We start from the raw sequence: 25,456 nt of genomic DNA, 5'->3' as shown, positions 1-25,456 counted from the left end.
CGCGTCGTCCTACGATCAGCCATGCCCACCTCCGCACCAGACTCTAAACGGCGCACCAGTGCCGCTCGGACGCCTGTCCAGCGCCGGCGTATATTCCGGCATGTGATGTGCTGCGCCGGAAGTCGGTATCGGTATGCCGGCTGACATCAAACACATCGTCGCCGGGATGTGGAAGGCCTTATCGCGTCGTGACTGGGACGCGGTGAAACCCTTTCTGGCGCAAGACTGCATCTATGTCGACATGCCGGTCGGCCCGGCCGCTGCCGCCCGCGGGCCACACGACATCGTCAAACGCCTCAAGATCGGTCTGGAGCCGCTGACCGGATACGAGAACCACGCGGGCCTGCTGGTCGCCGAAGGGTCCGACGTGCTCTACGAGCACTCTGAAACGTGGAACTGGGCCACCGGGGAAAGCGCGTTGCTGCGCTTCGTCACAGTGCACAAGGTGATCGACGGAAAGATCACGCTGTGGAAAGACTACTGGGATATGGCCGGCCTGACGGCCCACGCGCCGCCGACCTGGCTGGAGGACCTTGCCCAGGCCGACATGTCGTGGATGTTCGACGCCACCGGCCTGATCTGAGTCCGGATCAAGCCCTGCTGGGCAGGGTCAGCGCACAGGCCTGTCCGATGTCGAGGGTGCGCAGCAGCCGCCCCATTCCCAGCCAGAGCGCACACGACAGCGCGAGGTCGGCGAGGAGTTCGTCACTGAAGTGCTCGGCGCACCGCGACCAGAAGTCCTCGTCGTCCCGCAGGCCGGTGTGATCGGTGGCGAAGCGATGGGCGAACTCGGCCGCGAGCCGCTCCTGGGGGCTATAGCCCGGCCAGGTGCGCCACTGCGACACGTGCTCGTAAAGATCCTCGTCGACCCCGGCCGCTGGGCCGTCGGCGTCACGGGTGTTGACGCATACCGTGCACTCGTTGTCGAACGCGATCACCATCCGGGCCAGCTCGCGGGTGCGCATCGGCAACCGGCCGTTGTTGTAGACCGCGGTGCTGAATCCGCCGATCCCAACCGCAAGTTCGGGTGACTTGACCATCCAGCCCATCACGTCGTCTGCGGGAAAGTCCCCGATTCGGCTCATAGGCAGGATGCTAGCTGGCTTGGCCGTCAGCCGTGGGCGGTGCCGCTGAACTCCGCCGACTCCCCCGCATCGTCGGGATCGATGACGGCCCGGCGGGCGATCCGCTCCAGCGCGGCTGAGACCTCGGCGCGATCCGGACGGCCCTCGAACCCGGGCGAGCGGGCCAGTTTGTCGACCACCCAATCCTGTACCAGCGAGGACACGAACCCGACCTGACGCAGACCGGCCCGGGTAAGACCGAGGTGATCGCCTTCGCGCAGCACGTAACCCTGAGCCACCAGCCGATCGACGGTCGGTTCGAGGATCTCGTAGGGCACCCGCAGGCGCTTGCCGATGTCACTGAGCCGCGCGGTCCGAAACACCTGCGTGTACCGGTAGATCCGTAACACGGTCCACAGCCCGGCGACGTCGAGCTGGCAGTCCGGCCGCAGCGCGATGGAGCGCAGCCGCATTCCCGGTTCGTTGTGCAGCAGTCGCCCGATTGCGTTCTCCAACAGATCGTCCGACGACGCGTTGGTGGGCATGCCGAACCCGTCGCCCAGATCGACCGCGCTGTCGCGCAGTTCCTTGAGCGGGACCTCGCGCAGGAACAGGGCCAGCACAAACCCGACCAGCGCGACCGGCGCGGCGCACAGGAACACCTGCCCGAGTGAGTCGGCATAGGCCGCCACGATCGGCTCCGCCTGCTGCGGCGACAGCCGACGCACCGCCTCGGGCGAGTCGGCCGCGCCGGCGGCCAGTCCGGCGCTACTCAGCGCCGAGCCCAGCCGGTGGCCCAGGAAGTTCACGAACAGCGACCCGAACACGGCGGCGCCGAACGAGCTGCCGATGGTCCGGAAGAACGTGACCCCGGACGTGGCCACTCCGAGGTCGGCGAAACTCGAGGTGTTCTGCACGACGAGAACCAGGACCTGCATCGACAGCCCGATGCCAGCACCCAGGATGACCAGGTAGACCGACTGCAGCAACGCCGGAGTGGCGGCGTCCATCTGGGACATCAGCGTGAACGCGATCGTCATCAAGGCCGTGCCGACCACCGGAAAGATCTTGTAACGGCCGGTACGTCCCACCAGTGCGCCGCTGCCGGTGGAGGTCACCAGCATGCCGACCACCATCGGCAGGGTGCGCAACCCCGAGGTGATCGCCGAGACACCGTCGACGTACTGCATGAAGGTGGGCAGGAAGGTGAGCGCGCCGAGCATCGCGAAGCCGACGACGAACGCCAGCACACAGCAGACCGCGAACACCGGGTCGGCGAACAGCCGGATCGGCAGGATGGGCGCCGCAGCGCGGCTCTCCACGAGGGCGAACAGCGCCAGCGCCAGCACCGACCCGCCGAACAGTCCGACGATTGCCGGCGATCCCCAGGCGTAGCGACTACCGCCCCAGCTGGTGGCCAGCGTCAACCCGGTGGCGCCCAAGCCGATCAGCACGATCCCGGCGTAGTCGATGACAGGCTTGGCACGGCCCGCCAAGGCCGGTATCGCCACGCCGGCCACGATCAACACGACCACCGAAATCGGCAGATTGATCCAGAACGCCCATCGCCAGGTGAGGTAGTCGGTGACGTAGCCACCCAGCAGCGGGCCGATGACGGTGGTGACCCCGAAAACGGCGCCCAGCATGCCCTGGTAGCGCCCCCGATCGCGCAGCGGAATGACTTCGCCGATGAGTGCGGCTGCGGTCACCGTGACGGCACCCCCGCCGATGCCCTGCAGCGCCCGGGCGCCGACCAACATGCCCATTGAGGCGGACAACCCGCACAGCACCGACCCGGCCACGAAGCACAGCACGGCGGCTTGGAACACCCGCTTGCGGCCGAACAGATCGCCGAGCTTGCCCGCCAGGATCGTCGCGATCGTCGAGGTCAGAAGATAGCTGGTGACGACCCACGACTGATGCCCTGCGTTGCCCAGATCCGACACGATCGTCGGCAACGCGGTCGCCACGATGGTCTGGTCGAGGGCGGCCATCAGCAGGCCGAACACGATCGCCAGGAAGATCAGGTTACGGCGATGCGGACTGACCGGCGCGGGTCGCACATCGTCGGCGACCGGCGTCGATTCGGTCATACTCCGGCTGCGTCGATCACGACGGCGGGCGCGAGACACACTGCGCCGAGTACAGCGCCTCGCCGAGCTTGTCCATCAGCTCCAGTTGGGTTTCCAAGTGATCGATGTGGGATTCCTCATCGACGAGGATGGTCTCGAGAATCTTGGCGGTGGTGCTGTCCTGCTTTTCGCGGCACATGACGATGCCGGGCCGCAGCCGGTTGAGCACGTCGTTTTCCAGCGCCAGGTCGCTCTCGAACTGTTCGCGGATCGTCTGGCCGATGCGCAGGGAGCCGATGCGCTGATAGTTGGGCAGGCCGCCGAGTACCAGAATCCGGTCGGTGACCGTCTCGGCGTGGCGCATCTCCTCCATCGACTCTTCGCGGGTGTGGCCGGCCAGCTCGGTGAAGCCCCAGTTGTCCTGCATCTTGGCGTGCAGAAAATACTGGTTGATCGCGGTGAGTTCACTGGTGAGCTGGTCGTTGAGCAGTTTGAGAACCTCGGGGTCGCCTTGCATGATGACTCCTCTTGTAGGAAGAACCTCGCAGGCCGGCCGCGACGGACGGGTTCGCTCATCGCGGTGACGCGCCGAATTTCAATCTAGTGCAGGTGACCGGTTACGGCGCGGTGTTTACCCGTGTTTTGACACGACTATTCGGGACGCCGGCTCCCCTGCGCCCCGCCCAATCTGTAGGACTTAGGTTAGACTCTACTAATAAGGTTAGGCTAGACTACATCAGTATGAAGCTTGCTTCGCCCGGGCGCCGTGTCGGCACATCGGGCTGTGGCATGGCCTACCGCAACGATCCGCATTCGCTGGTGCTGGCTCTGGACTACCGGGTCGACGACGTGGGTCGGACCTGGTCGCTGATCCAGCAGGACCACTCCCCGCTTCTCAACCTGGGCGCCCGCCATGCGGTGCTCTACACCTCGGAGTTCGAGCCGGACCGGGTGCTGGTCACGATCGGCCTGCGGCACCGGGTCTCGGTCAAGGAGTTGTTGCGCTCCCCCGCGGTATTCGAATGGTTCGACCGCTCCGGGGTCAACGATCTGCCCGCGATCTTCGCCGGCGAGGTCACCGAGAAGATCAACCTGACCCAGCCCGGCGATGAGCAGGACGGTTCGGAGGTGATCGTCGGCGCAGTTGCCACCGTTGCCGACCCCGCGGACCTGATGGCCGAGGTGCACGCCGCATTGGACCGGTTCGCCGGCGCGGGAGTGCGCAAAGTGTGGGTGTATCAAGCAGTCGACGACGGGCATGAGGTGATGACGCTGCTGGAAATCGACAGTGCGGCAAGCGCACAGCGATGGATCGACCACCCGGACGCCGCCGCGGAGTGGATGTCCGGCATCGGAATCGGTGGTTATCCCCGGCCGTTCGTCGGCAAGTTCGCCACCGCAATCGATCTGATGGCGCCCGCAGGCGACGGTCGGTAGGGGTATCGCGATGTACGTATGCCTGTGTGTCGGAGCCACCAATCAGATGGTGTCCGACGCCGTCGCCGCCGGAGCGTCGACGTCGAAAGAGGTTGCCGCGATGTGCGGCGCGGGCGGCGACTGCGGCCGATGCCGCTGCACCGTTCGCGGCATCATCGAAGCCACCCTGGCCGCGACGCCCACCCCTGCCGACAACGGTGCACTGCGGCACCTCGCGCTGGACATCAGCGCCGTCGGATCACACTGATCCGCTGCCTCGCCGCTCGGTGAATTCGGCCAGCGCGTCGGCGTTGGCTTGGCCACCCAAGAGTTCGGCGAAGAACGCATTCTCCCGCTCGACCGCAGCCAGCGTCTCGGCCCGCGTCGGCTCGACCATCGCGCTCTTGACCGCCATCAGGCTTGAAATCGGCCGGGATGCAAGAACTTCCGCATGCCGACGGGCCTCGCCCAGGAGTTCCTCCGGCTCGCAGACTGCGAAGACCAAGCCCATCCGCAGTGCCTCGTCGGCGGTGATCCACTCCGAGGACATCAGCAGCCAGGCGGCGTTCTGCCGTCCCATCAACCGCGGAAGCAGGTAGGACGAGGCGGCTTCGGGCGCCACCCCCAGGCTGGTGAACGGACACTTCAACCTGGCGGTCGATGACATGAACGCCAGGTCGGCGAAGCCCAGGATGGTCGTTCCGATCCCCAGGCCGAGACCGTTGACCGCGCAGATCAGCGGCTTCGGGAAACGCCCCAGCGCGCTGATCAGACCGCGGAAACCGTGCTTACCGGGCACGAAGTCCGGGTCGGTCACCATGGCCTGCATCTCGGCCAGGTCGGTGCCGGCGCTGAACGCCCGCCCCGTGCCGGTGATCAACACCACCGCGACCTCGGGGTCGTCGGCCGCGGCAAGCAATGCCTCGGCGGTGGCGTCGTAGAGCGCCTCGTTGAACGCGTTAAGCGCCTCCGGGCGATTCAAGGTGCACGTCCGAACCCGGTTCTCGTCTTCGATCGTCAGGATCACCCGTGCAGCCTAAACGGCGGCCACCAACCCGCGACCGCGACGCTGCTCAGACCAGCTCGACTTCGTGACCCGCGGCAATGACCTGGCCGATGATGCCCGCCAAGCGCCGATAGGACTCATCGCGTCCGCTGGAGGCGCGAAACACCAGCCCGATCCGCCGGCCGGGCTGGGGTGGCGCGAAGTAAGCCAATTCCAGGCCGTTGCGCTCGGCCTCGACCGCCACCGCGGTCTGCGGAATCAACGTCACCCCCAGCCCACCGTTGACGCACTGGACCGCGGTGGCCAGCGATGCGGCGCGGGTGGTGGCCAACTCGGCCCGCACGCCCGCGTTACGGCAGATCTCCAGGGTCTGGTCCCGCAGGCAGTGACCCTCGTCGAGCAGCAGCAGCGGCAGGTCCGCCAGCGCAGTCGGCGGCACCCGACGCTTACCGGCCAGCGCATGGCCGGGCGGCAGCGCCAACACGAAATCCTCGTCATAAATGGGTATTTCGGTCAGCCCGGCGACGTCGGCCGGCAACGCCATCACGGCCGCGTCGACCGCGCCCTCCCGCAATCCGGTGAGCAGCCGTTCGGTCTGGTCCTCTATCACGCGCAAGTTGAGGTCGGGCAGTTGTTCGGACAGTGCGGCCAGCACGGCGGGCAGCACATACGGCGCCACCGTCGGAATCAGGCCGAGTCGCATGGCGCCCTGCAGCGGGTCGGCCACTCCGGCGGCGGCCGCCGAGAACTGCCCGGCCGCGTCCAGCACGGCATGGGCATACGGGAGCAACTGCTGTCCTTCGGCGGTCAGGAAGACCCGCCGGGTGGAGCGCTCGATGAGTTGGACGCCCAAGCCGGCCTCCAACGACGACAAGGCCTGCGACAGTGTCGACTGGCTCAGGCCCAGCCCGGCCGCCGCCAAGCTGAAGTGGTGCTTCTCGGCCACGGCGGCGAATGCCCGCAGGCCCGCAAGTGTCGGCTGATAGCTTGCATCGGTCATGCCGATAATTATAGTGCGTGGTATCACCTTTTATTTTTAATTGCGATAAGGCACGATGGAGCGTGCGGGCGTCGAACGCGCCCCCAATGCGCAAATCTCATACACAAAGGAGTGACATGGCACTGCTGACCATCGGCGACCAGTTCCCGGCTTACAAGCTGACCGCCCTGATCCCGGGCGACCTGTCGAAGGTCGACGCGAAGGGGCCGGACGACTACTTCACCACCATCACCAGCGATGACTACGCCGGCAAGTGGCGCGTGGTGTTCTTCTGGCCCAAGGACTTCACCTTCATCTGCCCCACCGAGATCGCGGCGTTCGGCAAGCTGAACGACGAGTTCGCCGACCGCGACGCCCAGATTCTCGGCGCCTCGACCGACAACGAGTTCGTGCACTACCGGTGGCGCGAGCAGCACGAGGACCTCAAGACGCTGCCGTTCCCGATGCTGTCGGACCTCAAGCGTGACCTGGCCGAGGCGACCGGTGTGCTCAACGCGGACGGCGTCGCCGACCGGGCCACCTTCATCATTGACCCGAACAACGAGATCCAGTTCGTGTCGGTGACCGCCGGTTCGGTGGGCCGCAACGTCGACGAGGTGCTCCGCGTGCTCGACGCGCTGCAGTCCGACGAGCTGTGCGCCTGCAACTGGAAGAAGGGCGAGGCCACCCTGAACGTCGGTGAGCTGCTCAAAGAATCCGTCTGATCGGAGTCGCATGAGCATCGAGAATCTCAAAGAAGCGATCCCGGAGTACGCCAAGGACCTCAAGCTCAACCTGGGTTCGATCGCCCGCACCACGGTCCTGAACGACGAGCAGCTCTGGGGCAGCCTGCTGGCCAGCGCCGCGGCCACTCGCAACGCCACGGTGCTGGCCGAGATCGGTGCCGAGGCCGCCGACAACCTGTCGGCGGAGGCCTACCAGGCCGCCCTGGGCGCCGCGTCGATCATGGGCATGAACAACGTGTTCTACCGTGGTCGGCACTTTCTGGACGGCAGCTACGACGACCTGCGGCCCGGGTTGCGGATGAACATCATCGGCAACCCGGGGGTCGACAAGGCCAACTTCGAGCTGTGGAGTTTCGCGGTCTCGGCGATCAACGGCTGCCAGGCGTGCGTGGCCTCGCACGAGCAGGTGGTGCGGGAGGCGGGCGTCAGCCGGGAAGCGGTGTTGGAGGCCCTCAAGGTCGCCTCGATCGTGGCAGGGGTGGCGCAGGCGGTCTTCGCCGCCGGCGCCGACCCCACCGCCTCGTAGGCGGTCCAGTCCCTATCGGCGCGCGCCGGGTGATGCCCGGCGCGCGCCGTAGACTTTGAGCCTGTGACGCTCAGCGATGCCGACCGTCGTCATCTGGCCCGCTGCGTCGAGTTGGCCGGCAAGGCGGTGGCACACGGCGACGACCCGTTCGGTTCACTGTTGGTCGACGCCGACGACACGGTGCTCTTCGAGGACCGCAACCGCGCCGGCGACGGCGATGCCACCCGTCATCCCGAGTTCGCCATCACCCAGTGGGCGGTGGCCAATCTCAGCCCGGCGCAACGTGTCCGGACCACCGTCTACACCTCCGGTGAACATTGCGCCATGTGTGCGGCGGCCCACGCGTGGGTCGGATTGGGCCGGATCGTTTACGCGTCATCGGCGGCGCAACTGACCGACTGGCTGCGCGAGCTTCAGGTGCCGGCGGCCCCGGTGGCCCCGCTGCCGATCACCACAGTCGCCCCGCGCACGGTAGTCGACGGGCCGGCGCCGGAATTCGAAGCGGACCTGAAGGCACTGTTTCGGGCCCGCTACCAAGACCGGTGACGCACCCCACGCTCACTCTCTGGCAAGCCACGCCAGTCGGTCCAGGGTCACCGGATCCTCCTGCCCGTCGTAATAGCGGTCCAGCACCGTACGAAAGCCGCTGCAGCAGCACCGGCCGGTGTGGCCGCCACTCTCACAAGCCCGCCCGAACAACGTCATCGAGGAACGCAGCTTCATGTCGTCGGGCCAGCCCAGGATCTCCTCGATGGACCGGCCGCGCACCGCGTTGATCAGCCCCACGCACTCCTGCAGTCGCGGCCCCAACACGGGGTGAGCCAGGTAGGCGCGCGCCTCCGCGGGCGACGCGATGCCGTACCGCTGGGCCATCGCGCTGGCCCCCAAGCCGGCAAGCTGCGGAAAGACGAACCACATCCAGTGGCTGCGCTTGCGGCCGGCGCGCAGTTCGGCAACCACGGTGTCGTACACACCGGCCTGTGCGTCGACGAAACGCTGTAGCTCGAACGGGTCGGAGGTTCCGGCCATGCCATCAACCGTGGCACAGTTCGACGAGCAGCGGTGAAGGAGTCAGCGATGTCGGCGATGCAACGGCGGTTTCCCAGAATCCGTGATCTTGCTCCACTGATCCGTTTCCGCAGGCCACGGTTGAACCGCGCCGCGCGGCGTCTGGAGAACGCGCTGACGGTCGAGGATCTGCGGCTGCTCGCCAAACGACGCACCCCGCGAGCCGCCTTTGACTACACCGATGGCGCCGCCGAAGACGAGATCTCGTTGGAAAGAGCCCGACAGGCCTTCCGCGACATCGAGTTTCATCCGGCCATCCTGCGCGACGTCTCATCCGTCGACACCAGCCGCGACGTGCTCGGCGCGCCGGTGGCGTTGCCCTTCGCGATCGCGCCGACCGGCTTCACCCGGCTGATGCACACCGCGGGAGAGCTGGCCGGCGCCCGCGCCGCCGAGGCTGCCGGCATCCCGTTCTCGCTCTCGACCCTGGGCACCGCCTCCATCGAAGACGTCGCGGCGGCCGCCCCCGGCGCCCGCCGCTGGTTTCAGCTGTACATGTGGCATGACCGCGACCGGTCGATGGCCCTGCTGCGTCGCGCCGCCGACGCCGGCTATGACACATTGCTGGCGACCGTCGACTGTCCGGTCGCCGGGGCGCGGCGCCGCGACTCCCGCAACGGCATGTCCATCCCGCCGGCGCTGACGCTGCGCACGGTGGCCGATGCCGCCGTGCATCCGGCCTGGTGGTTCGACCTGCTCAGCACCGAACCGCTGTCCTTCGCCTCGCTGGACCGATGGTCGGGCACCGTCGCCCAGTACATGGACACCATGTTCGATCCGAGCCTGACCTTCGACGACCTGGCCTGGGTCAAGTCGCAATGGCCGGGCCGATTCGTCGTCAAGGGCATTCAGACCGTCGCCGACGCCCGCGCTGTGGTCGATCTCGGTGTCGACGGCATCGTGTTGTCCAACCACGGCGGCCGCCAGCTCGACCGGGCGCCAGTACCGTTTCAGCTGCTGCCCGAGGTGGTCCGCGAGGTCGGATCCGACACCGAGATCCTGCTGGACACCGGGATCATGTCCGGCGCCGACATCGTCGCGGCGGTCGCGCTGGGCGCCCGGTGCACTCTGATCGGCCGGGCCTATCTCTACGGCCTGATGGCCGGCGGGCAAGCCGGCGTGCATCGCGCGATCGACATCCTCGCCGAGCAGATCCGGCGCACCATGCGGCTGCTCGGGGTCAGCGAGTTGGCCGAGCTGTCCCCGCAGCATGTCACCCAGCTGCAGCGACTGGTGCCGCGCCGGTAGCCGCCGCGCGCCGGCACGCCATGGCGGGTTTCCGCTGCGGTGAATCCGGGTATTCGCGCTGCTGTGACTACCCACAAGGAACTGGTACGCCGGCTACTGCGGCGTGCGGGTACCACCTACGCCCAGGAAGCCGGTATCCGGTTGCGCAACCAACCGATGCCACTGTTCCAGCTGCTGATGCTGTGCATGCTGGCCAGCAAGCCGATCGACGCCACGATCGCCGCCCGCGCGGCCCGCGAGCTGTTCAAGACCGGGTTGCGCACGCCGCACAAAATTCTCGAAGCGGATCGACAGACCCTGATCGATGCCATGGGCCGGGCCCACTACCGCCGCTACGACGAGAGCTCCGCCACCATGCTGGTCGAATTGGCCGAGGCGGTGCAAGAGGACTACGGCGGTGACCTCCGCCTGCTGGCCGAACGCAGCGGACGCGATATCGCGGTGGCCACCGAGGCACTGAAGGCATTCAAGGGAATCGGTGATGTCGGCGCGAGCATCTTTCTCCGCGAAGTCCAAGACGTCTGGCCCTGGGCCCGTTCCACGTTCGACGACCGCGCGTTGGATGCCGCGCGCGACCTCGGGTTGCCCAGTGACGCAGACCAACTCGGTGCACTGTCGCAGGGACGCAATGCCGAACTCGCTGCGGCACTGGTGCGCTACTCCGCCGATGCCGGTGTCCGCGAGCGTCTGACCGAATGACGAGCAGAGGAAAGCACGTGTCTACATCGGCCACGTTCGTGATCGTCGGTGCCGGTCTGGCCGGAGCCAAGGCCGCCGAAGCCCTCCTCGACAAGAACTTCGACGGAACTATCGTGCTTGTCGGGGAGGAGCAACAGCTGCCCTACGAGCGGCCTCCACTGTCCAAGGAATTCCTTGCGGGTAAGAAGACCCTCGACGACTTCACCGTGAAACCCCGGGCCTGGTACCGCGAACACAAGATCGACCTGCGGCTGGGCGCCCGCGTCGCCGGCGTGGATCCGTCCGGTCACAGCGTCGCGCTGGCCGACGGCACCAGCCTCGGCTACGACAAACTGTTGCTGGCGACGGGTTCGCGGTCTCGTCGGATACCCCTGCCGGGAGCCGACGCCTCCGGCGTGCACTATCTGCGGACGGTTGAGGACGCGTCGGCGCTGGATTCGGCGCTGGCCAGCGGTGATTCGCTGGCGGTGGTGGGTGGAGGCTGGATCGGTATGGAGGTGGCCGCCGCCGCGCGCCAGCGCAACCTCGAGGTCACCGTGGTCGAAAGCGCCGCACTGCCGCTGCTGGCCGGCCTCGGCGCGGAGAACGCCGCGGTCTTCGCCGACCTGCACCGCAAGCACGGGGTGGACCTGCGCACCGGGTCGACGGTCGCCGAGGTCACCACTGCCGGCGGTGCCGCCGCCGGTCTGCGGTTGGGCGACGGCTCGCAGGTCCGCGCGGACGCGGTGCTTGTCGCGGTCGGCGCCCAACCCAACATCGAATTGGCTCGCGACGCCGGCCTTGCCACCGATGACGGCGGCGTGCTCGTAGACGCCGGCCTGCGCAGCAGCGACCCCGACATCTACGCCGTCGGCGACATCGCAGCCGCACAGCATCGGCTGTTCGGTACCCGGATCCGCACCGAACACTGGGCCAACGCCCTCAAGCAGCCGGCGGTCGCGGCGTCGGGCATGCTCGGCGAAGCAGCCGAATACACTGACTTGCCTTACTTTTTCACCGACCAGTATGACCTCGGCATGGAGTATGTCGGCTACGCGCCGCACTACGCTCGCGTCGTGTTTCGTGGTGCACCCGCCGGCCGCGAATACACCAGCTTCTGGCTCGATGACGACAATCGAGTGCTCGCCGGGATGAACGTCAATATCTGGGAGGGCCTCGACGACATCAAGGCCCTGATCAGCGCACGCACCCCGGTCAATCCGGACCGGCTGGCCGATGCCCGGGTATCGCTGGGCGAACTGTCGGGTTAGGCGCCGAGATCTAACGCAGCGTCGCAGTGCCGTCTTCGTGCACGTCGACCGCGACACCCGCAATGTCTTCGCGCACCGTCGATTCGGCGGCCGCCGGGTCCCGTATCACCGCCAGGGTCCGCGACCCGTCGGGCGTGCGGACCGCCAAGAATGCCTGCAGGGGGCGCCCGTCGCGATCGAACGGTGTGGTCCAGGACTCCACCTCACCGGTTCCCTGCCACTGCACCACCGACGGCCGGGTGGCCTGCGCGTCCACCTCGGGTTGCACGTCCTCCCAACGGAATCCGTCCGGCGGCGGCTGCGTTCCGTACACGCCGAAACTGTGCTTGGTCAGGTAGCCGCCGTTGGCCGTGATCAGGCCGCGCCGCCCGGGATTGGCCACCAGAAGTTCGGCCAGGGTGGCGATCGAATGCATCACGTAGTTGTTCCACGGGCCACCGGCGAAGGTGAGCCCGCCGGTCACGGTCAGCGGCCGGTCCGGGTCATCGATGGGAAGTCCGAGTTCGGAGGCCCCAACCTGCACCGCAGAGGGGAAGCACGAGTACAGGTCGACGTGATCGATCTCGCTGATGCCGGCGCCGGCCAGCTCCAAGGCCCGGGCCCCCGCGATCCGGATCGCCGGCGATCGGTGCAGTTCGGCGCGGTTGGCAATGGCGTAGGTGTCATGGGCGTCGGCACCGGCCTGGGGGAACACCCAGTTCTCGGTTGGGATCCGCAGCTCGGTGGCGGTCTGAACCGAGGTCAGCATCAGCGCGGCCGCCTGATCCACCATGTTGTTGGAGTTCATCAACTTGGTGTAGGGCCAGCTGATCATCCGGTTCTTCGGGCCCGGGTGCCAGATCTCCTCGGCGCCGACGGGTTGCCGGATCCACGCGTGCGGGTTGTCGACGGCGACCGCATTGAACCGAGACCACAGTTCACCGATGCGCCGGCGGTGGTCTTCGACCTTCTCCCCCGCGGCGATGCGCAACGCCTGCTCGAACAATGGGTAGACGTAGGCGGGCCGGTCCAATCCGATGCGCTCTTCGGCCGGGCCGACCATCGGCACATCTTCGCCCTCGCACTCGGCCATCGGGACCGTGTCGTCCTGCTGCGTCCAGACCAGTTTGCCGCCGGCACGCCGCAGCCTGGTCCGGGTGCGCCACGTCTCGCCGCCGGCCACCAGCACCACACCGGCCCGGCCGTCGCGGATATCCAGGCAGGCTTGATTCACCAGGGACTGCGGCACGTTGCCGCCCACCGGGCTGTACCGGGTGGCGAAGCGCTGCGCACCGATCCGCTGTCCGAGCAGCGCGCCCGGATCGCGGTAGCGCGCCGAGAGCAGGTTCACCACCCGAATCGAGTCGACGGCGCGCAGCACCCGGTCGTGGGCGGCATTGCGTGCCGCGACCACCATCAGATCGACGGGTTCTATCACGTCGGTGTCGTCGCGGTGGTTGACCTGGCCATAGCCGATCAGTACCGGTGTCCGGGGGTCGACAGGCATGGACGTCAGACTAATCCGCGGCGAACAGCACGCCGTCGGCGATCAACCGGTCGGTCTCACCGTCATCGAGTCCGAGCACCGAGCGGCAGATCTCCCGGGTGTCCTGGCCGGGTAGCGGCGCGGGTCGCTGCGGCGCCACCGGGATGTTACGGAACGGGGCGGGGCCGGTTTCGGCCGGCAGCGGGTGCTCGATCAGCGGGTGGGTCATGGCCGCGAACACCGCACGGTGCGCCAGCTGGGGGTCGTCGGCGACGTCGGGTGGCCGGCACATCGGCGCGGCGGGCACACCGCTGCCCTGCAGCAGTTCACCCACCTCGAAGTGGGTACGGACCGCGGTGTGGCGGCCCAGCTCTGCGGCCAGCTCCGCACGGTGGGCGACGCGGTCCGCGCCGGCGCTGAAACGTGGCTCGGCTGCCAGCCCGTCATCGCCGAAAGCTGCAGCGACAGCGCGCATATCGGCGTCGGTGCGGATCGAGATCACGCACCACTCATCATCGCCGCCGCACGGGCAGACCAGATCCACCGCGGTGTCCGGCTGGACAGAAGAGCCCGCGGCGCGGGCGACATAGCTGGTGTCGAGTTGGTTGACGGCAGTCTCGGCCTGCGAAACGTGAACGTGACTGCCGGCAGCGGTTCGCCCGCCCCCGATCAGCGCGGCCAGCGCCCCGATCGCGGCGACCCGCGCAACCACATGGTCGGGGAAGACCGTGGTCGCGTCGTAGAACGGATGACGCTCGGTGTCTCCTGGATCCTCAGGGGCCGTCCACAGCGCGGTGACCCCGGTAGTGGCGCGTACCAGCGGGCCATACCCCATCCGGCCGCTCCACGGTCCCCTCTCACCGAAGGCGCTGCTCTCGGCGAGGACGACCCGCGGGTTGATCTTCCGTAGCACATCGTAGGAAAATCCCAGGGCGGCAAGCGTTCCCGGCTTGAAGTTGGCGAACACCGCGTCCGCCGCGCCGACCAGGCGAGCGAAGATGTCCTTGCCGGCCGGGCTGCGGAGATCCAGGCCGAATCCGGAGTTGTTGCGGTGCGTCCAGGCGAACGACTCGCTCATCGCCGACCCGGGGCGGGCCTGCCGCAGCCCGTCCGGGTAGGCCGCACTCTCCACCTTGATGATCTCGGCGCCCAGATCGCCGAACAGCCGGCTGGCCTCTCCGCCGGCGACGATGACGCCCAGGTCGACGATCCTCAGGCCCTCGAAGGGGCGGTCGCCGACCGCGCCGCGCAACGGCTGCTCGGTCAACGGCTCGGCCAGCCATCCGGTGTCCGCCTCGCCGGGAGCCGGAGCCGGAGTCCGAAAGCCGGCTCGATGGTCATCGACCACGTAGTAGCCGGTCGGGATCACCGCGGGCAGCCCCGGGGCCAGGTCGGTGCGGGTGGCGGCCTCCGCGGCCACGAAGTGTCCCTCGGCCAGCACCTGCGCCGGATCGCCGACCGCGGCGATGGGCACCCCGCGGGATTGCCCGGCGGTGACCAGATCCGCCATGTCCTGGTCGGCGAACAGTTCGCGTATCAGGGCACTGATCTGCGGCCAGACGGCGAACCGCTCGCCGATCACACCGAACTTGGGGTCGGCGTATTCGGCCGGCTCCCCCAGCCAACTCCACAGTGCGCGCCACTGGCGCGGGGACATCACGCAGAGCCGGACGTAGCCGTCGCGGCACGCGTAGATCGGGTAGGCGTCCTGGTTGCGGGGCCGCCCGCGCCACCGGGTCGACGCGCGTTGGGCCGCCGCGACCTGGCCGTGCGCGCCGAATATCGGGTCGAGCACAGTGACCACCGCGTCGAACCGGGAGAAGTCGATGTAATCCCCGCTTCCGCAGCGCAACCGGTTGTAATAGGCGACCAGCACCGCCCAGGCGGCCTGAACCGCCGCGGTCGCCGAGGCGATCCCGTCCGGCGGCAGAACCGGGGTCCCGGTGGTGGGGCCCGACCGGGATAGCGCGCCGGAGAGTGCGTAGAGCACCGCGTCGGTGGCCCGCCACTGCGAGCGCGGTCCGCTGGCGCCGAAGTCGGTGACCGACATCGTCACCAGCTGAGCGAACCGGTCGGCCAGCTCACCGCAGGAGGTCCCGAAGTCAGCGGCGCGTCCCGGCAGGCCGCTGTCCACCACAATGTCGGCAGTACCCGCCAACTCATCGAAGCGGCGACGGTCCCGCTCGTCGGTGGGGTCCAGGGTGACGCTGCGCTTGTTCGCGTTGTGCAGCGCGAACGAGATGCTCACACCGCCCAGCAGCGGGGCCGCGCCGCGCGCCGGGCTGCCCCCGGGGGGTTCCACCTTGAGCACGTCGGCTCCCAGGTCGGCGAGCAACCGGGTGACCGCGTCGGCGTCGCCGTCGGCCAAATCGAGCACACGAACCGATTTCAGCAGCACGCAGTCAGGGTAATGAATCGGTTGCCGCGTTCGGAGTTGGGCGTGACAATGGCAAAGGTGAGTGCAGCCAACGCGACTCCGTCAACGCCCACACTCTCCGACGACGAACTGGCCCGCCTCGATGCCTACTGGCGGGCCGCCAATTACCTCTCCGTAGGTCAGATCTATCTGCTGGACAACCCGCTGCTGGCCGAACCGTTACGGGCCGAGCACGTCAAACCCCGACTGCTGGGGCACTGGGGCACCACGCCGGGACTGAACCTGCTCTACCTGCACCTGAACCGGATCATCCGCGAGCGCGATGCGGACGTCATCTTCGTCACCGGACCCGGCCACGGAGGCCCGGCACTGGTAGCCAACGCTTATCTCGAGGGCACCTACAGCGAGGTGTACACGGGCATCGGCGAGAACGCCGATGGGCTGCGGAAGTTGTTCCGGCAGTTCTCTTTTCCCGGCGGGATCCCCAGCCACGTGGCAGCCGAAACGCCGGGCTCCATCCATGAGGGCGGCGAGCTCGGTTACGCACTGGTGCACGCCTTCGGTGCGGCCTTCGACAACCCGGAACTCGTGGTCGCATGCGTCATCGGGGACGGCGAGGCCGAGACCGGACCACTGGCGGCAAGCTGGCACTCGAACAAGTTCCTCAACCCCGCCGTGGACGGCGCGGTCCTACCTATCCTGCACCTCAACGGCTACAAGATCGCCAATCCCACTGTGCTGGCACGCATTCCGCAGACGGAGCTGGAGTCGCTGCTGCGCGGTTACGGTTACCGGCCGATCACCGTCGCCGGCGACGACCCCGCCGTCGTCCACCAGCTGCTCGCGGCCGCCCTCGATGACGCGTTCGACGACATCGCGGCGATCCGGCGAGCCGCCCGGGCCGACGGCTCGACGATGCGGCCGGTGTGGCCGATGATCGTGCTGCGCACTCCCAAGGGCTGGACCGGCCCGTCAGTGGTGGACGGCGTACAGGTGGAGGGGACCTGGCGCGCCCACCAAGTGCCGCTCGCGCAGACCCGCACCGACCCCGAGCACCGCCGTCAATTGGAAGAGTGGTTACGCGGCTACCGCCCGGCGGAACTGTTCGACTCCTGCGGCCGGCTGCGCCCGGAACTGTCGGCATTGGCTCCCAGCGGCGAGCGCCGAATGAGCGCCAACCCGCATGCCAACGGCGGACTGTTGCTCCGCGATCTGGACCTGCCTGATTTCCGCGACTATGCGGTGCCGGTGACCCGGCCCAGCACCGAAATGCACGAGGCCACTCGGGTGCTCGGCACGTTCCTGCGCGATGTCATCGACCGCAACCGTGACCGGTTCCGGGTGATGGGTCCCGACGAGACCGCCTCCAACCGGCTCTCGGCGGTCTTCGAGAAGACCGACCGGGTCTGGTTGTCGCAGACCGTCCCCGGCGACGATCACCTGGCCCCCGACGGCCGGGTCCTCGAAGTGTTGTCCGAACACCTGTGCCAGGGCTGGCTGGAGGGCTATCTGCTGACCGGCCGGCACGGGCTGTTCAACTGCTACGAAGCATTCGTGCACATCGTCGACTCGATGTTCAACCAGCACGCCAAATGGCTGGCCGTCAGCCGCGAACTCCCGTGGCGACGGCCGATCGCCTCGCTGAACTATCTGCTGACCTCCCATGTCTGGCGTCAAGACCACAACGGGGCCTCGCACCAGGATCCGGGGTTCATCGATCTGGTGGCCAACAAGCGGCCGGAGGTAGTGCGGGTCTACCTGCCGCCGGATGGCAACACGCTGCTGTCGGTAGCCGATCATTGCCTGCGTAGCCGCAATTACGTCAACGTGATCGTCGCCGGAAAGCAGCCGGCTCTGGCCTATCTGGACATGCCCGCGGCGGTGGCGCACTGCACCCGTGGCCTGGGAATCTGGGACTGGGCCGGCACCACCAGCGGTGAGCCGGACGTGGTGCTCGCCTGCGCGGGGGATATTCCGACGCTGGAAACACTGGCCGCCGCCGACATTCTGCGCGACGAACTTCCCGACCTCGGCGTGCGCGTGGTGAACGTCGTGGACATCATGCGCCTGCAACCGGCCACCGAACATCCGCACGGGTTGCCGGACAACGAATTCGACGCGCTGTTCACCCGCGACAAGCCAGTGATCTTCGCCTATCACGGCTACCCCTGGCTGATCCACCGGCTCACCTACTCGCGGGCCAACCACGACCAGATGCATGTGCGCGGTTACCGCGAACGTGGCACCACGACGACGCCGTTCGACATGGTGATGCTCAACGACCTGGATCGGTTCCACCTGGTGATGGACGTGATCGACCGGGTGCCGCGACTGGGCGGTCGCCACGCGGTGCTGCGCCAACGGATGGTCGATGCCCGACTGGCCGCGAGGCTCTACACCCGCGAGCACGGGGAGGACGACCCCCGGATCACCAACTGGACCTGGCGATCGGGCGCAGACCGCAACGGGGGCGAGATAAGGTGACGGCCATGACTGCTCACCCCTCACCGGTCCGGATGCCCCGCAAGGCGATGTCGTTGCTGCTCGGCGCCCTTGTCGCGTCGGCCACCATCGCCGGTGTCGGGTCGGCCGGCGCTACGCCGGACCTCACCAAAGTGCCGGTCCGCTACGACCTCACCGGCACCGGGGTCGCCAGTTACATCACCTACCAAGGCCAGAACGGTCAGGCGCACGCCACCAACGCCCCGCTCCCGTGGTCCATTCAGCTGACCGGTTCGATGACGAACGCGGCGAGCCCTGCGTCCTACTCACTGAGCGCTCAAAGCGCCGGTCCCGGCGCCTTGACCTGCACGGTCACCGTCAACGGCAAGGTGGTCAGCCAGAACACCGCCACCGGCGACCCGGCGCGGGTGCTGTGCGAGACCCACGGCCCCAGGTAAGCCGGCGGTAGGCGGCCCGAAACGAGGCGAGGCGTCTGCTCGTCGCCGCGGGTAGAATTCGCGACAATGTCTGGTCACGAGTTCGCGGTGCCCTGGGGGCGGCACCCGTTGGTGTCGCAACTCTCGGCGCTGAACCACTTCCGCGCCTTCGTCGACGTCGCCGTCGTCGTGGTGGTGTTGGCGCTCGCCAACTTGATCGCACACTTCACCACCCCGTGGGCCGCGGTCGCCACCGTCCCGGCCACCGCTATCGGCTTGATCGCCCTGGTCCGCTATAACGGGCTGAGCTGGAGCGAGCTCGGCCTCGGCCGCGCGCACTGGAAAGCCGGGTTCGGCTACGCGCTGGCCGCGGTATTGGTCGTGGTGTCGGTCATCGCGATCGGCGTGCTGTTGCCCGCGACGCGGCCGATGTTCTTGAACAACCACTACGCCACGGTGTCCGGTGCCCTGGTGGCGTCGATGGTCGTCATCCCGCTGCAGACCGTCATCCCCGAGGAGTTGGCGTTCCGCGGGGCGCTGCACGGCGCGCTGCACCGGGCCTGGGGGTTTCGGGGGGTGGCCGCGGCCGGCTCCCTGCTGTTCGGACTGTGGCATGTCGCCACGTCCCTCGGTCTGACCAGCAGCAATGTCGGTTTCACCCGAGTATTCGGGGGCGGGTTCTTCGGCATGCTGGCCGGTGTGACGCTCGCGGTGCTGGCCACCGGAGCGGCGGGCTTCGTGTTCAGCTGGTTGCGGCGGCGCAGCGGCAGCCTGATCGCGCCCATCGCGCTGCACTGGTCACTCAACGGCGTGGGCGCGCTGGCCGCCGCGCTGGTGTGGCAGGTGTCTGCCTGAAGCCGCATGAAGCCGGCGGCTCACACCAGCAGCACGGCTGCACCTGCAATACGGCCCGCACCCAGATCCGCCAATGCCCGGTCGGCGTCACCCAGCGAGTACACCGGCGTGGTCACATCGATGTGGTGCGCCGCGGCGAAGTCGAGAAAGGCGCGGGCATCGGCGCGCGTGTTGGACGTGACCGACCGGATCTGGCGCTCACGGAACAGGTGACGCTGGTAGTTCAGCGGTGGGATGTCGCTGAGATGGATGCCGGCAATCGCCAGTGTGCCGCCGGCGTCCAGTGCCTGACAGGCGGGCAGCACCAGCTCGCCGACCGGAGCGAACAGGATCGCGGAGTCCAGCGGCACCGGTGGCGGATCGGCGGCGCCCTGGGCCGAGGCGACGCCCAGCTCCAGCGCCAGTTCCCGGGCCCGTTCGCCGCGGGTCATCACGTGTACCTCGGCACCGCGGGCGAGCGCGACCTGCGCGGTGATGTGCGCGCTGCCCCCGAAGCCGTAGATCCCCAGCCGCCCACCCGGCGGCAGCTCCGCGCGCTGCAACGAGCGGTAGCCGATGATGCCCGCGCACAGCAAGGGCGCCAATTCGGTGTCGCTGTAGCCACTGGGCAGGTGGTGGGCGAAAGCCGCTGGGACCGTAGCGAATTCGGCATAGCCACCGTCGTCATCCCAGCCGGTGTAGCGCGACTGCGGGCACAGGTTCTCGTCGCCTCGACGGCAGTAACGGCACGAGCCGCAGGTGTGCCGTAACCAGGCGATTCCGACCCGGTCGCCCACCGCGAAGTCGTCACCGGCGTCGGCGCCGACCTCGACCACTTCACCGACCACCTCGTGGCCGGGGATCACACCTGGCCGATGTACCGGAAGGTCACCTTCGGCGACGTGCAGGTCGGTACGGCACACGCCGCAGGCATGCACGGCCAGCAGCAGTTCCGACGGCTGGGGTCGCGGCACCGCGGTGCTGACCCGCTCAAGTGGTCGGCTGGCTATCGGGCCGGGCCGTTGGACGCGCCATCCCGACATCGACACACCGGCCACCTGCGACGCCATAGACCTATGGTGCGCGTTCTGGGGCGCTGTGGCTACCTTCGGCGAATCAGGCCGACGACCCACAGCAGGACGATAGCCCCGCCCAGGGAGACGAAGAAGGTAAACCATCTGCGGCCGTGCTCGACGTCGACACCGAACCAGCCGAGCAGCATGCCGCCAATGAACCCGCCGATCACACCGATCACGATGTTGAGCAGGATGCCCGAGCCGCCACGCTTCATGATGCGGTTCGCCAACCAGCCGGCGATGCCGCCGATCAGTATGTACGCCAGCCAGCTGACCGACGTCGGGGTGGACAGTGCAGCGGCGAGATAGCTTCCGGCCATGGGCGTGATCAGCGGGGTTACGCGGCGGGTGCCGGGGCCGGAGCAGGGGCGGGCGCCGGTGCAGGTGCCGGCGCCGGGGCGGGCGCCGGGATTCCCGGAATGCCCGGTGCCGGCGCGGGCGCCGCTTCAGCGGGGGGTGGCCCCAACGGCCTGATGGATTCGGCGAGCGCGATGGCCGCGCCGGTGTCCACCGGGTTGTTGGCGGTGCCCAGCCACACCACGAACCAACGCTCGGTCTGCGGACCAGTCCCGCTGGCCGGCGGCACGCCGATCACGCCGCTCCAGATCTGGCCGACCGGCTTGGCCGGGTCGGTGAACTTGACCTCGTAGTACGACGCGCTACCGGTCAGGCCGCCCCCGTTGAGGGGAGCGTTCACCTGGTTGGCACGGGTTCCGGGGTAGGGCATGAAGAATTCGCCCATGTCGGATCCGAGGCGCGTGGCGGCCTTGGCGTTGTCGGTCTCGGCGCTGGCGTAGAGCCGCTGGTCGAGCTTGCCGAGCACGATCCTGGTGTCGTTGGCCACCGGTGCCGGTTGTCCCGGCAGCATCGGCTCACCGGTCTTCTTGCTCAACAGTGACGAACCGTATTCGAGGTGACTGGTGTCGGACTGCACCCAGCCGGCCGGCAGCACGAAGCTGAACCCGCCGGCGACGTCATCGACACGGCCCACCTCGGGTGCGACGGGCTCGCCGGCCGGAGCCGGGGCGTTCGCGTCGGGCGGCGGGGCGTCGGCGCTGGCCGGCGGCGCGGGCGGCGGCGGTGGCACCGGGTCCGCGTACACCGGCGCCGCAACGGCAAATGCCAACGCGCCGGCGACCGCGGTCGCGGCCATCGCTCGAATGCCCCTTGAGGTCAGGTCCACCTGCTTCATGGCAGAAAAACCTACCGCGTTGCCATCGGTACGCAAGTTACGCCGTGCCGGGGTGTGTCGCGCGCAGCGTGACTTCCTGGGCTTTGGCCCCGAACCACACCCTCTCCCCCGGCGCCAGGCGCAGTTCCGCCGCCGCGTCTGCGGTGATGTCTGCGGCCAGTCCGGGCGCCCCGTCCGGCTGGTCCACACCGCGCACCGCAACCGTGCTGCCGCGGACATCGAGCTCGGCCACGACCACCTCGACGAGATTGCGGGGACTGCTGCCCGGCCGCGGTCGCTCCCGGTAGACCGCCACCGCCTGCGGTGTGCTGACCGCGACCGCCGGCTGGCCCGGTTCCAAGCCCTCGTCGGCGATGCCGTGCCATTGGTCCCCCCACCCGGTGCGCAGCACGCCGGCAGCATCAAGCACGCCGGCGACCAGATTGAACCCCGCGATCTGCGCTCCGAAACGACTCCGTGGTGCGGCCAATACATCTGCGGTGCGGCCGATTTCGGCGACCTGACCGGATTCCAGGACCAGCACCCGATCCGCCAGCGCAAATACGTCGAGCAGATCGTGGGTGACCAGCACGGTGGTGCGACCGGCGGCACTGAGCACGTCGCGCAGCACCGTGCGCACGGCGGACGCCGCGCCGACGTCGAGCCCGGCCAGCGGCTCGTCGAGTAACAGCACCTCCGGTTCGGCGGCCAGGGCGCGCGCGATCGCGACCCGCTGGGCCTGTCCGCCGGAGAGCCGCCGCGGCCGGCGCTCGGCCAGCCCTTCGGCGTCGACCGCCCGCAGCCACGGCTCCGCGACGGCTCGAGTATGCATTCGGCGCAGGTCCCAGCGACGCCGCCGGCGACGCGCCGCGAACGCCACATTGGCCGCCACACTCAGGTGCGGGAACAGCAGCGGATCTTGCAGCAGCAGACCCACCCGGCGGTCACAGGTGGCGACCTGCACGCCGGATCGGGTGTCGGTCAGCACCCGATCCCCCGCCCGCACCAACCCGTCGTCGGGCCGCAGCAAGCCGGCTATCACGTGAAGCAGTGTGGACTTCCCGGCGCCGTTAGGCCCCAGGACCGCCAGCACTTCGCCCGGCGCGACGTTCAGCCGCACGTCCAGGCCACGCTCGGCGACCACCGCCCGCAACGTGAGTCCGCCGGCTTCAGCGCTCATCCGATGCTGCCCAGCCGTCGGGCACCCAAGACGAGCACCACCACCGCGGCAACCGCCACCAACAACAGTGACATCGCGGCCGCGGCGTCGGCGTCCGACACCCGCTGCAGGTAGATGGCCAACGGCAGCGTGCGGGTGACGCCCTCGCGGGAGCCGGCAAAGGTCAGCGTCGCCCCGAATTCGCCGAGGGAGCGCGCGAATGCCAGAACCGCTCCGGAGATCAGGCCGGGGGTCAACAGCGGCAGCGTGACCCGCCACCACACCGCGCTGGGTCCGGCTCCCAGTGTGGCCGCCACCACCTCGTAGTCGGCACCTGCGGTCCGGGCCGCGCCCTCCAGGGCGATCACCAGAAACGGCAGCGACACGAACGTCTGCGCCAGCACCACCGCGGTGGTGGTGAACGCGATATGGATTCCGGCGGCGTCCAGATAGCGTCCCAGCAGCCCGAGCCGGCCGAACGCATAGAGCAACGCAATCCCGCCCACCACCGGTGGCAGTACCAGCGGCAACAGCACCAGAGGCCGCAGCAGGCGCACCACCCGCGCCTGACTGCGCGCCAGGACCAGCGCCATCGGCACACCGAGCAATACACACAGCACGGTGCTGGCGGCGGCGGTACGCACGCTCAGTTGCAGCGCCGTGGTGGCGGAGGGACTGCTGATCAACGACCAGAAATGCGGCCAGTCGACTTTGGTTGCGATCCCCACCAGCGGCAGCACCACGAACGCAGCGCCGATCGCGGCGGGCACATAGACCCAGCCCGGCAAGTCAGCAGGCCGGCCGACCACGGCCGATCAGGGCTTACCGAAACCGGCCGCGTGCAGCACCTTCTGCCCCGCCTCGCCGGTGACCAGGTCGACGAACGCGCGGGCCGGCCCGGGCGACGGCGCTTCCCGCAGCAGCGCGATCGGGTAGGTGTTGACCGCGCCGGCGGCCTCGGGGAATTCGATGGTGGCCACCGTGTCGCCGGCGTGCAGCGCATCGGTGCGGTAGACGACGCCGGCGTCGGCCTGGCCGGTGGTGACCTTGTTGAGGACGTCGGTGACGTCAGGCTCCTCGCTGACCGGTTTGACCGCGACTCCGGTTGCTTCCTCCACCTTGTGGGTCGCCGCGCCGCACGGGACCGGCGATTGGCACACCACGACGGCGAGACCGGGCGCAGCCAGGTCGGCGAAGGACCGCACCCGGTGCGGGTTGCCGGGTGCCGTCACGATCACCAGCGTGTTGGTGGCAAACGGCACCGCCGCGTCGTCCAGCAGACCGGCCTGGGCGACCTTGTCCATCTGGGTGGTGTTGGCCGAGGCGAAGACGTCGGCGCGAGCACCCTGGGTCAGCTGGGTGGCCAGGTCCGATGATCCGGCGAAGTTGAAGGCCACCGCCACGCCGGGATTGTCGGTCTTGAACTGCTCGGCGATCTCGGTGAACGCCGGCTGCAGCGATGCCGCCGCGAACACTGTGATCGACGGCGCCGCCGGCTCTGAGCTACAGCCGGTCAGTCCTGCCGCCAGCATGACCGCCACCAACCCGCAGACCGCCTGGGTACGCGCCATGGCTGGCAGCCTAGCGCGCACCCCGGACTGTGGCCTGATCGTGTCTGTGCCGAGTTCCGCCCCATCCCCGCAAACCGGCTACCGTCCAGTAACATAGCCCGCAACACGAGGAGGATCTACCGATGGATGTGCTGGTCACCGGTGGTGACACCGAATTGGGTCGCACCGTTGCCGAAGGTTTCAGCGAGGCTGGCCACAAGGTGACGCTCGCCGGTTTGCGCGGACCCGAACTCGAGGTCGCCGCCAAAGAACTCGACGCCAACGCGGTTGTCTGCGACAACACCGACCCGGCCAGCATGCTGGCTGCCCGCGGACTGTTTCCGCACCACCTCGACACCATCGTCAATGTCCCGGCACCGCGCTGGCAGGGCGGCGACCCCCGCGGCTATTCCCTGGCCGACCAGGCCAACGCCTGGCGCAGCGCACTCGACGCCACAGTGCTCTCGGCAGTGTTGACCGTCGGGACCGTCGGCGACCACCTGCGCTCGGGCGGCTCGATCATCTCGGTGCTGCCGGAGAACCCCCGCGACGGCAGTGCCGAGGCAGCAGTCAAGGCCGCATTGTCGAACTGGACCGCCGGGCAGGCCACCACGTTCGGCACCCGCGGGATCACCGTCAATGTGGTAGCCGCCGGAGACGGCGCCCGCCCGGGCTACGACGGGCTGACCCACGTGCCGCCCACCGGGGCCGCTGAAATCGCCCGCCTCGCAGTGTTTTTGACCTCGCCGGCGTCCCGGCACATCACCGGCCAGACGCTGCACGTCGGCCACGGGGCGCTGGCCTGCTTTAGCTGACTGTGACGGGAGTGGCTAATCCCACAACCAGCGGATGCGGTGACCGCCTTTTAGGT

27 protein-coding genes are annotated in these 25,456 nt (G+C 68.4%); 13 read left to right on the top strand and 14 right to left on the bottom strand.

What is annotated here, in order from left to right; translation table 11 throughout:
- Positions 1 to 133: 133 nt before the first annotated feature.
- On the top strand, positions 134 to 583 hold the full coding sequence (locus ABW16_RS03595; RefSeq protein WP_047317793.1) for a limonene-1,2-epoxide hydrolase family protein: 450 nt from the start codon (positions 134 to 136) through the stop codon (positions 581 to 583).
- A gap of 7 nt (positions 584 to 590) precedes the next feature.
- Here ABW16_RS03595 and ABW16_RS03590 read toward each other — a convergent pair whose 3' ends face one another.
- Genes ABW16_RS03590 through bfr form a run of 3 tightly spaced genes read right to left on the bottom strand, consistent with a single transcriptional unit; the run spans position 591 to position 3,653 of the window.
- Positions 591 to 1,085 carry a carboxymuconolactone decarboxylase family protein gene (locus tag ABW16_RS03590; RefSeq protein WP_047317792.1) on the bottom strand — a complete coding sequence of 165 codons (495 nt, stop codon included), beginning with the start codon at positions 1,083 to 1,085 and terminating at the stop codon, positions 591 to 593.
- A gap of 26 nt (positions 1,086 to 1,111) precedes the next feature.
- Positions 1,112 to 3,157, bottom strand: a complete 2,046-nt coding sequence (locus ABW16_RS03585; protein WP_047317791.1) for an MDR family MFS transporter — start codon at positions 3,155 to 3,157, stop codon at positions 1,112 to 1,114.
- 16 nt (positions 3,158 to 3,173) lie between these two features.
- The gene (gene bfr, locus ABW16_RS03580) at positions 3,174 to 3,653 is read right to left on the bottom strand and encodes a bacterioferritin (RefSeq protein ID WP_047317790.1); all 480 of its coding nucleotides are present in this window, start codon (positions 3,651 to 3,653) and stop codon (positions 3,174 to 3,176) included.
- Positions 3,654 to 3,925: 272 nt separating this feature from the next.
- On the opposite strand from bfr, the gene ABW16_RS03575 reads away from it, so the two are divergent.
- Together ABW16_RS03575 and ABW16_RS03570 are read left to right on the top strand one after the other, a co-directional pair.
- Positions 3,926 to 4,573: a hypothetical protein gene (locus tag ABW16_RS03575; RefSeq protein ID WP_047317789.1), complete on the top strand. Its 648-nt coding sequence runs from the start codon at positions 3,926 to 3,928 to the stop codon at positions 4,571 to 4,573.
- Between the two features lie 10 nt (positions 4,574 to 4,583).
- Positions 4,584 to 4,820 carry a (2Fe-2S)-binding protein gene (locus ABW16_RS03570; protein WP_047317788.1) on the top strand — a complete coding sequence of 79 codons (237 nt, stop codon included), beginning with the start codon at positions 4,584 to 4,586 and terminating at the stop codon, positions 4,818 to 4,820.
- On the opposite strand, the gene ABW16_RS03565 is transcribed toward ABW16_RS03570, so the two are convergent.
- Together ABW16_RS03565 and ABW16_RS03560 are read right to left on the bottom strand one after the other, a co-directional pair.
- A complete protein-coding gene (locus ABW16_RS03565; RefSeq protein ID WP_047317787.1) occupies positions 4,812 to 5,579 on the bottom strand; it encodes an enoyl-CoA hydratase/isomerase family protein in 768 nt (255 codons plus the stop codon). The two genes, ABW16_RS03570 and ABW16_RS03565, sit on opposite strands and share 9 nt — an antisense overlap.
- Positions 5,580 to 5,625: 46 nt before the next feature.
- Positions 5,626 to 6,558, bottom strand: coding sequence for a hydrogen peroxide-inducible genes activator (locus tag ABW16_RS03560; protein WP_047317786.1), 933 nt, complete (start codon positions 6,556 to 6,558; stop codon positions 5,626 to 5,628).
- A 116-nt stretch (positions 6,559 to 6,674) separates the two neighbouring features.
- Here ABW16_RS03560 and ABW16_RS03555 point away from each other — a divergent pair, with 116 nt between their 5' ends.
- The 3 genes from ABW16_RS03555 to ABW16_RS03545 all read left to right on the top strand — a co-directional run bounded on the left by ABW16_RS03555 (position 6,675) and on the right by ABW16_RS03545 (position 8,355).
- Positions 6,675 to 7,262, top strand: a complete 588-nt coding sequence (locus ABW16_RS03555) for a peroxiredoxin (protein WP_047317785.1) — start codon at positions 6,675 to 6,677, stop codon at positions 7,260 to 7,262.
- A gap of 10 nt (positions 7,263 to 7,272) precedes the next feature.
- Entirely contained in the window at positions 7,273 to 7,809 is a 537-nt protein-coding gene (locus tag ABW16_RS03550; protein WP_047317784.1) for a carboxymuconolactone decarboxylase family protein, read from the top strand.
- A 63-nt stretch (positions 7,810 to 7,872) separates the two neighbouring features.
- Entirely contained in the window at positions 7,873 to 8,355 is a 483-nt protein-coding gene (locus ABW16_RS03545) for a deaminase (protein WP_047317783.1), read from the top strand.
- 12 nt (positions 8,356 to 8,367) lie between these two features.
- On the opposite strand, the gene ABW16_RS03540 is transcribed toward ABW16_RS03545, so the two are convergent.
- Positions 8,368 to 8,838, bottom strand: a complete 471-nt coding sequence (locus ABW16_RS03540) for a DUF1810 domain-containing protein (protein ID WP_047317782.1) — start codon at positions 8,836 to 8,838, stop codon at positions 8,368 to 8,370.
- Between the two features lie 48 nt (positions 8,839 to 8,886).
- On the opposite strand from ABW16_RS03540, the gene ABW16_RS03535 reads away from it, so the two are divergent.
- The 3 genes from ABW16_RS03535 (at position 8,887) to ABW16_RS03525 (ending at position 12,074) form a co-directional block, all read left to right on the top strand.
- Positions 8,887 to 10,125 carry an alpha-hydroxy acid oxidase gene (locus ABW16_RS03535; RefSeq protein ID WP_047317781.1) on the top strand — a complete coding sequence of 413 codons (1,239 nt, stop codon included), beginning with the start codon at positions 8,887 to 8,889 and terminating at the stop codon, positions 10,123 to 10,125.
- Positions 10,126 to 10,188: 63 nt separating this feature from the next.
- Positions 10,189 to 10,824, top strand: coding sequence for an HhH-GDP family DNA glycosylase (locus ABW16_RS03530; protein ID WP_047317780.1), 636 nt, complete (start codon positions 10,189 to 10,191; stop codon positions 10,822 to 10,824).
- Positions 10,825 to 10,841: 17 nt separating this feature from the next.
- Positions 10,842 to 12,074 carry an NAD(P)/FAD-dependent oxidoreductase gene (locus ABW16_RS03525; RefSeq protein WP_047317779.1) on the top strand — a complete coding sequence of 411 codons (1,233 nt, stop codon included), beginning with the start codon at positions 10,842 to 10,844 and terminating at the stop codon, positions 12,072 to 12,074.
- A gap of 10 nt (positions 12,075 to 12,084) precedes the next feature.
- On the opposite strand, the gene ABW16_RS03520 is transcribed toward ABW16_RS03525, so the two are convergent.
- Both ABW16_RS03520 and ABW16_RS03515 read right to left on the bottom strand, forming a co-directional pair.
- Entirely contained in the window at positions 12,085 to 13,560 is a 1,476-nt protein-coding gene (locus ABW16_RS03520; protein WP_047317778.1) for an acetyl-CoA acetyltransferase, read from the bottom strand.
- Positions 13,561 to 13,570: 10 nt separating this feature from the next.
- A complete protein-coding gene (locus ABW16_RS03515; protein WP_047317777.1) occupies positions 13,571 to 15,955 on the bottom strand; it encodes a CoA transferase in 2,385 nt (794 codons plus the stop codon).
- Positions 15,956 to 15,994: 39 nt separating this feature from the next.
- Between ABW16_RS03515 and ABW16_RS03510 the strand changes: the two genes are divergently transcribed.
- From ABW16_RS03510 to ABW16_RS03500, 3 genes are all read left to right on the top strand, one after another.
- Entirely contained in the window at positions 15,995 to 18,400 is a 2,406-nt protein-coding gene (locus tag ABW16_RS03510) for a phosphoketolase family protein (protein WP_233424696.1), read from the top strand.
- Positions 18,401 to 18,405: 5 nt separating this feature from the next.
- The gene (locus tag ABW16_RS03505) at positions 18,406 to 18,816 is read left to right on the top strand and encodes an MmpS family transport accessory protein (protein WP_233424695.1); all 411 of its coding nucleotides are present in this window, start codon (positions 18,406 to 18,408) and stop codon (positions 18,814 to 18,816) included.
- Between the two features lie 66 nt (positions 18,817 to 18,882).
- A complete protein-coding gene (locus ABW16_RS03500; protein WP_047317775.1) occupies positions 18,883 to 19,650 on the top strand; it encodes a CPBP family intramembrane glutamic endopeptidase in 768 nt (255 codons plus the stop codon).
- A gap of 20 nt (positions 19,651 to 19,670) precedes the next feature.
- On the opposite strand, the gene ABW16_RS03495 is transcribed toward ABW16_RS03500, so the two are convergent.
- Genes ABW16_RS03495 through modA form a run of 6 tightly spaced genes read right to left on the bottom strand, consistent with a single transcriptional unit; the run spans position 19,671 to position 24,606 of the window.
- The gene (locus ABW16_RS03495) at positions 19,671 to 20,699 is read right to left on the bottom strand and encodes a zinc-binding alcohol dehydrogenase family protein (RefSeq protein WP_047317774.1); all 1,029 of its coding nucleotides are present in this window, start codon (positions 20,697 to 20,699) and stop codon (positions 19,671 to 19,673) included.
- Between the two features lie 32 nt (positions 20,700 to 20,731).
- Positions 20,732 to 21,025: a GlsB/YeaQ/YmgE family stress response membrane protein gene (locus ABW16_RS03490; RefSeq protein WP_047317773.1), complete on the bottom strand. Its 294-nt coding sequence runs from the start codon at positions 21,023 to 21,025 to the stop codon at positions 20,732 to 20,734.
- Between the two features lie 17 nt (positions 21,026 to 21,042).
- Entirely contained in the window at positions 21,043 to 21,897 is an 855-nt protein-coding gene (locus tag ABW16_RS03485; protein ID WP_047317772.1) for an alanine and proline-rich secreted protein Apa, read from the bottom strand.
- Between the two features lie 37 nt (positions 21,898 to 21,934).
- The gene (locus tag ABW16_RS03480; protein ID WP_047317771.1) at positions 21,935 to 23,056 is read right to left on the bottom strand and encodes a sulfate/molybdate ABC transporter ATP-binding protein; all 1,122 of its coding nucleotides are present in this window, start codon (positions 23,054 to 23,056) and stop codon (positions 21,935 to 21,937) included.
- Positions 23,053 to 23,844, bottom strand: coding sequence for an ABC transporter permease (locus tag ABW16_RS03475; RefSeq protein WP_047317770.1), 792 nt, complete (start codon positions 23,842 to 23,844; stop codon positions 23,053 to 23,055). The genes ABW16_RS03480 and ABW16_RS03475 overlap by 4 nt, the downstream gene beginning before the upstream one ends.
- Positions 23,845 to 23,850: 6 nt before the next feature.
- Positions 23,851 to 24,606, bottom strand: a complete 756-nt coding sequence (modA, locus tag ABW16_RS03470) for a molybdate ABC transporter substrate-binding protein (RefSeq protein ID WP_047317769.1) — start codon at positions 24,604 to 24,606, stop codon at positions 23,851 to 23,853.
- Between the two features lie 122 nt (positions 24,607 to 24,728).
- Here modA and ABW16_RS03465 point away from each other — a divergent pair, with 122 nt between their 5' ends.
- Positions 24,729 to 25,400: an SDR family oxidoreductase gene (locus ABW16_RS03465; RefSeq protein ID WP_047317768.1), complete on the top strand. Its 672-nt coding sequence runs from the start codon at positions 24,729 to 24,731 to the stop codon at positions 25,398 to 25,400.
- Positions 25,401 to 25,456: the final 56 nt, after the last annotated feature.

Source organism: Mycolicibacter heraklionensis, assembly GCF_001021505.1.
Lineage (GTDB): Bacteria > Actinomycetota > Actinomycetes > Mycobacteriales > Mycobacteriaceae > Mycobacterium > Mycobacterium heraklionense.
The sequence above is the reverse complement of the archived record's forward strand: the minus strand, read 5'-3'. Positions and strand labels throughout refer to the sequence as shown.

Bases quoted from the DNA above. Each gene is read 5' to 3' on its own strand.
- ABW16_RS03595 (WP_047317793.1), top strand. From the start codon at position 134: ATGCCGGCTGACATCAAACACATCGTCGCCGGGATGTGGAAGGCCTTA.
- ABW16_RS03590 (WP_047317792.1), bottom strand. From the start codon at position 1,085: ATGAGCCGAATCGGGGACTTTCCCGCAGACGACGTGATGGGCTGGATG.
- ABW16_RS03585 (WP_047317791.1), bottom strand. From the start codon at position 3,157: ATGACCGAATCGACGCCGGTCGCCGACGATGTGCGACCCGCGCCGGTC.
- bfr (WP_047317790.1), bottom strand. From the start codon at position 3,653: ATGCAAGGCGACCCCGAGGTTCTCAAACTGCTCAACGACCAGCTCACC.
- ABW16_RS03575 (WP_047317789.1), top strand. From the start codon at position 3,926: ATGGCCTACCGCAACGATCCGCATTCGCTGGTGCTGGCTCTGGACTAC.
- ABW16_RS03570 (WP_047317788.1), top strand. From the start codon at position 4,584: ATGTACGTATGCCTGTGTGTCGGAGCCACCAATCAGATGGTGTCCGAC.
- ABW16_RS03560 (WP_047317786.1), bottom strand. From the start codon at position 6,558: ATGACCGATGCAAGCTATCAGCCGACACTTGCGGGCCTGCGGGCATTC.
- ABW16_RS03555 (WP_047317785.1), top strand. From the start codon at position 6,675: ATGGCACTGCTGACCATCGGCGACCAGTTCCCGGCTTACAAGCTGACC.
- ABW16_RS03550 (WP_047317784.1), top strand. From the start codon at position 7,273: ATGAGCATCGAGAATCTCAAAGAAGCGATCCCGGAGTACGCCAAGGAC.
- ABW16_RS03540 (WP_047317782.1), bottom strand. From the start codon at position 8,838: ATGGCCGGAACCTCCGACCCGTTCGAGCTACAGCGTTTCGTCGACGCA.
- ABW16_RS03535 (WP_047317781.1), top strand. From the start codon at position 8,887: ATGTCGGCGATGCAACGGCGGTTTCCCAGAATCCGTGATCTTGCTCCA.
- ABW16_RS03520 (WP_047317778.1), bottom strand. From the start codon at position 13,560: ATGCCTGTCGACCCCCGGACACCGGTACTGATCGGCTATGGCCAGGTC.
- ABW16_RS03505 (WP_233424695.1), top strand. From the start codon at position 18,406: ATGACTGCTCACCCCTCACCGGTCCGGATGCCCCGCAAGGCGATGTCG.
- ABW16_RS03500 (WP_047317775.1), top strand. From the start codon at position 18,883: ATGTCTGGTCACGAGTTCGCGGTGCCCTGGGGGCGGCACCCGTTGGTG.
- ABW16_RS03495 (WP_047317774.1), bottom strand. From the start codon at position 20,699: ATGGCGTCGCAGGTGGCCGGTGTGTCGATGTCGGGATGGCGCGTCCAA.
- ABW16_RS03490 (WP_047317773.1), bottom strand. From the start codon at position 21,025: ATGGCCGGAAGCTATCTCGCCGCTGCACTGTCCACCCCGACGTCGGTC.
- ABW16_RS03485 (WP_047317772.1), bottom strand. From the start codon at position 21,897: ATGAAGCAGGTGGACCTGACCTCAAGGGGCATTCGAGCGATGGCCGCG.
- ABW16_RS03480 (WP_047317771.1), bottom strand. From the start codon at position 23,056: ATGAGCGCTGAAGCCGGCGGACTCACGTTGCGGGCGGTGGTCGCCGAG.
- modA (WP_047317769.1), bottom strand. From the start codon at position 24,606: ATGGCGCGTACCCAGGCGGTCTGCGGGTTGGTGGCGGTCATGCTGGCG.
- ABW16_RS03465 (WP_047317768.1), top strand. From the start codon at position 24,729: ATGGATGTGCTGGTCACCGGTGGTGACACCGAATTGGGTCGCACCGTT.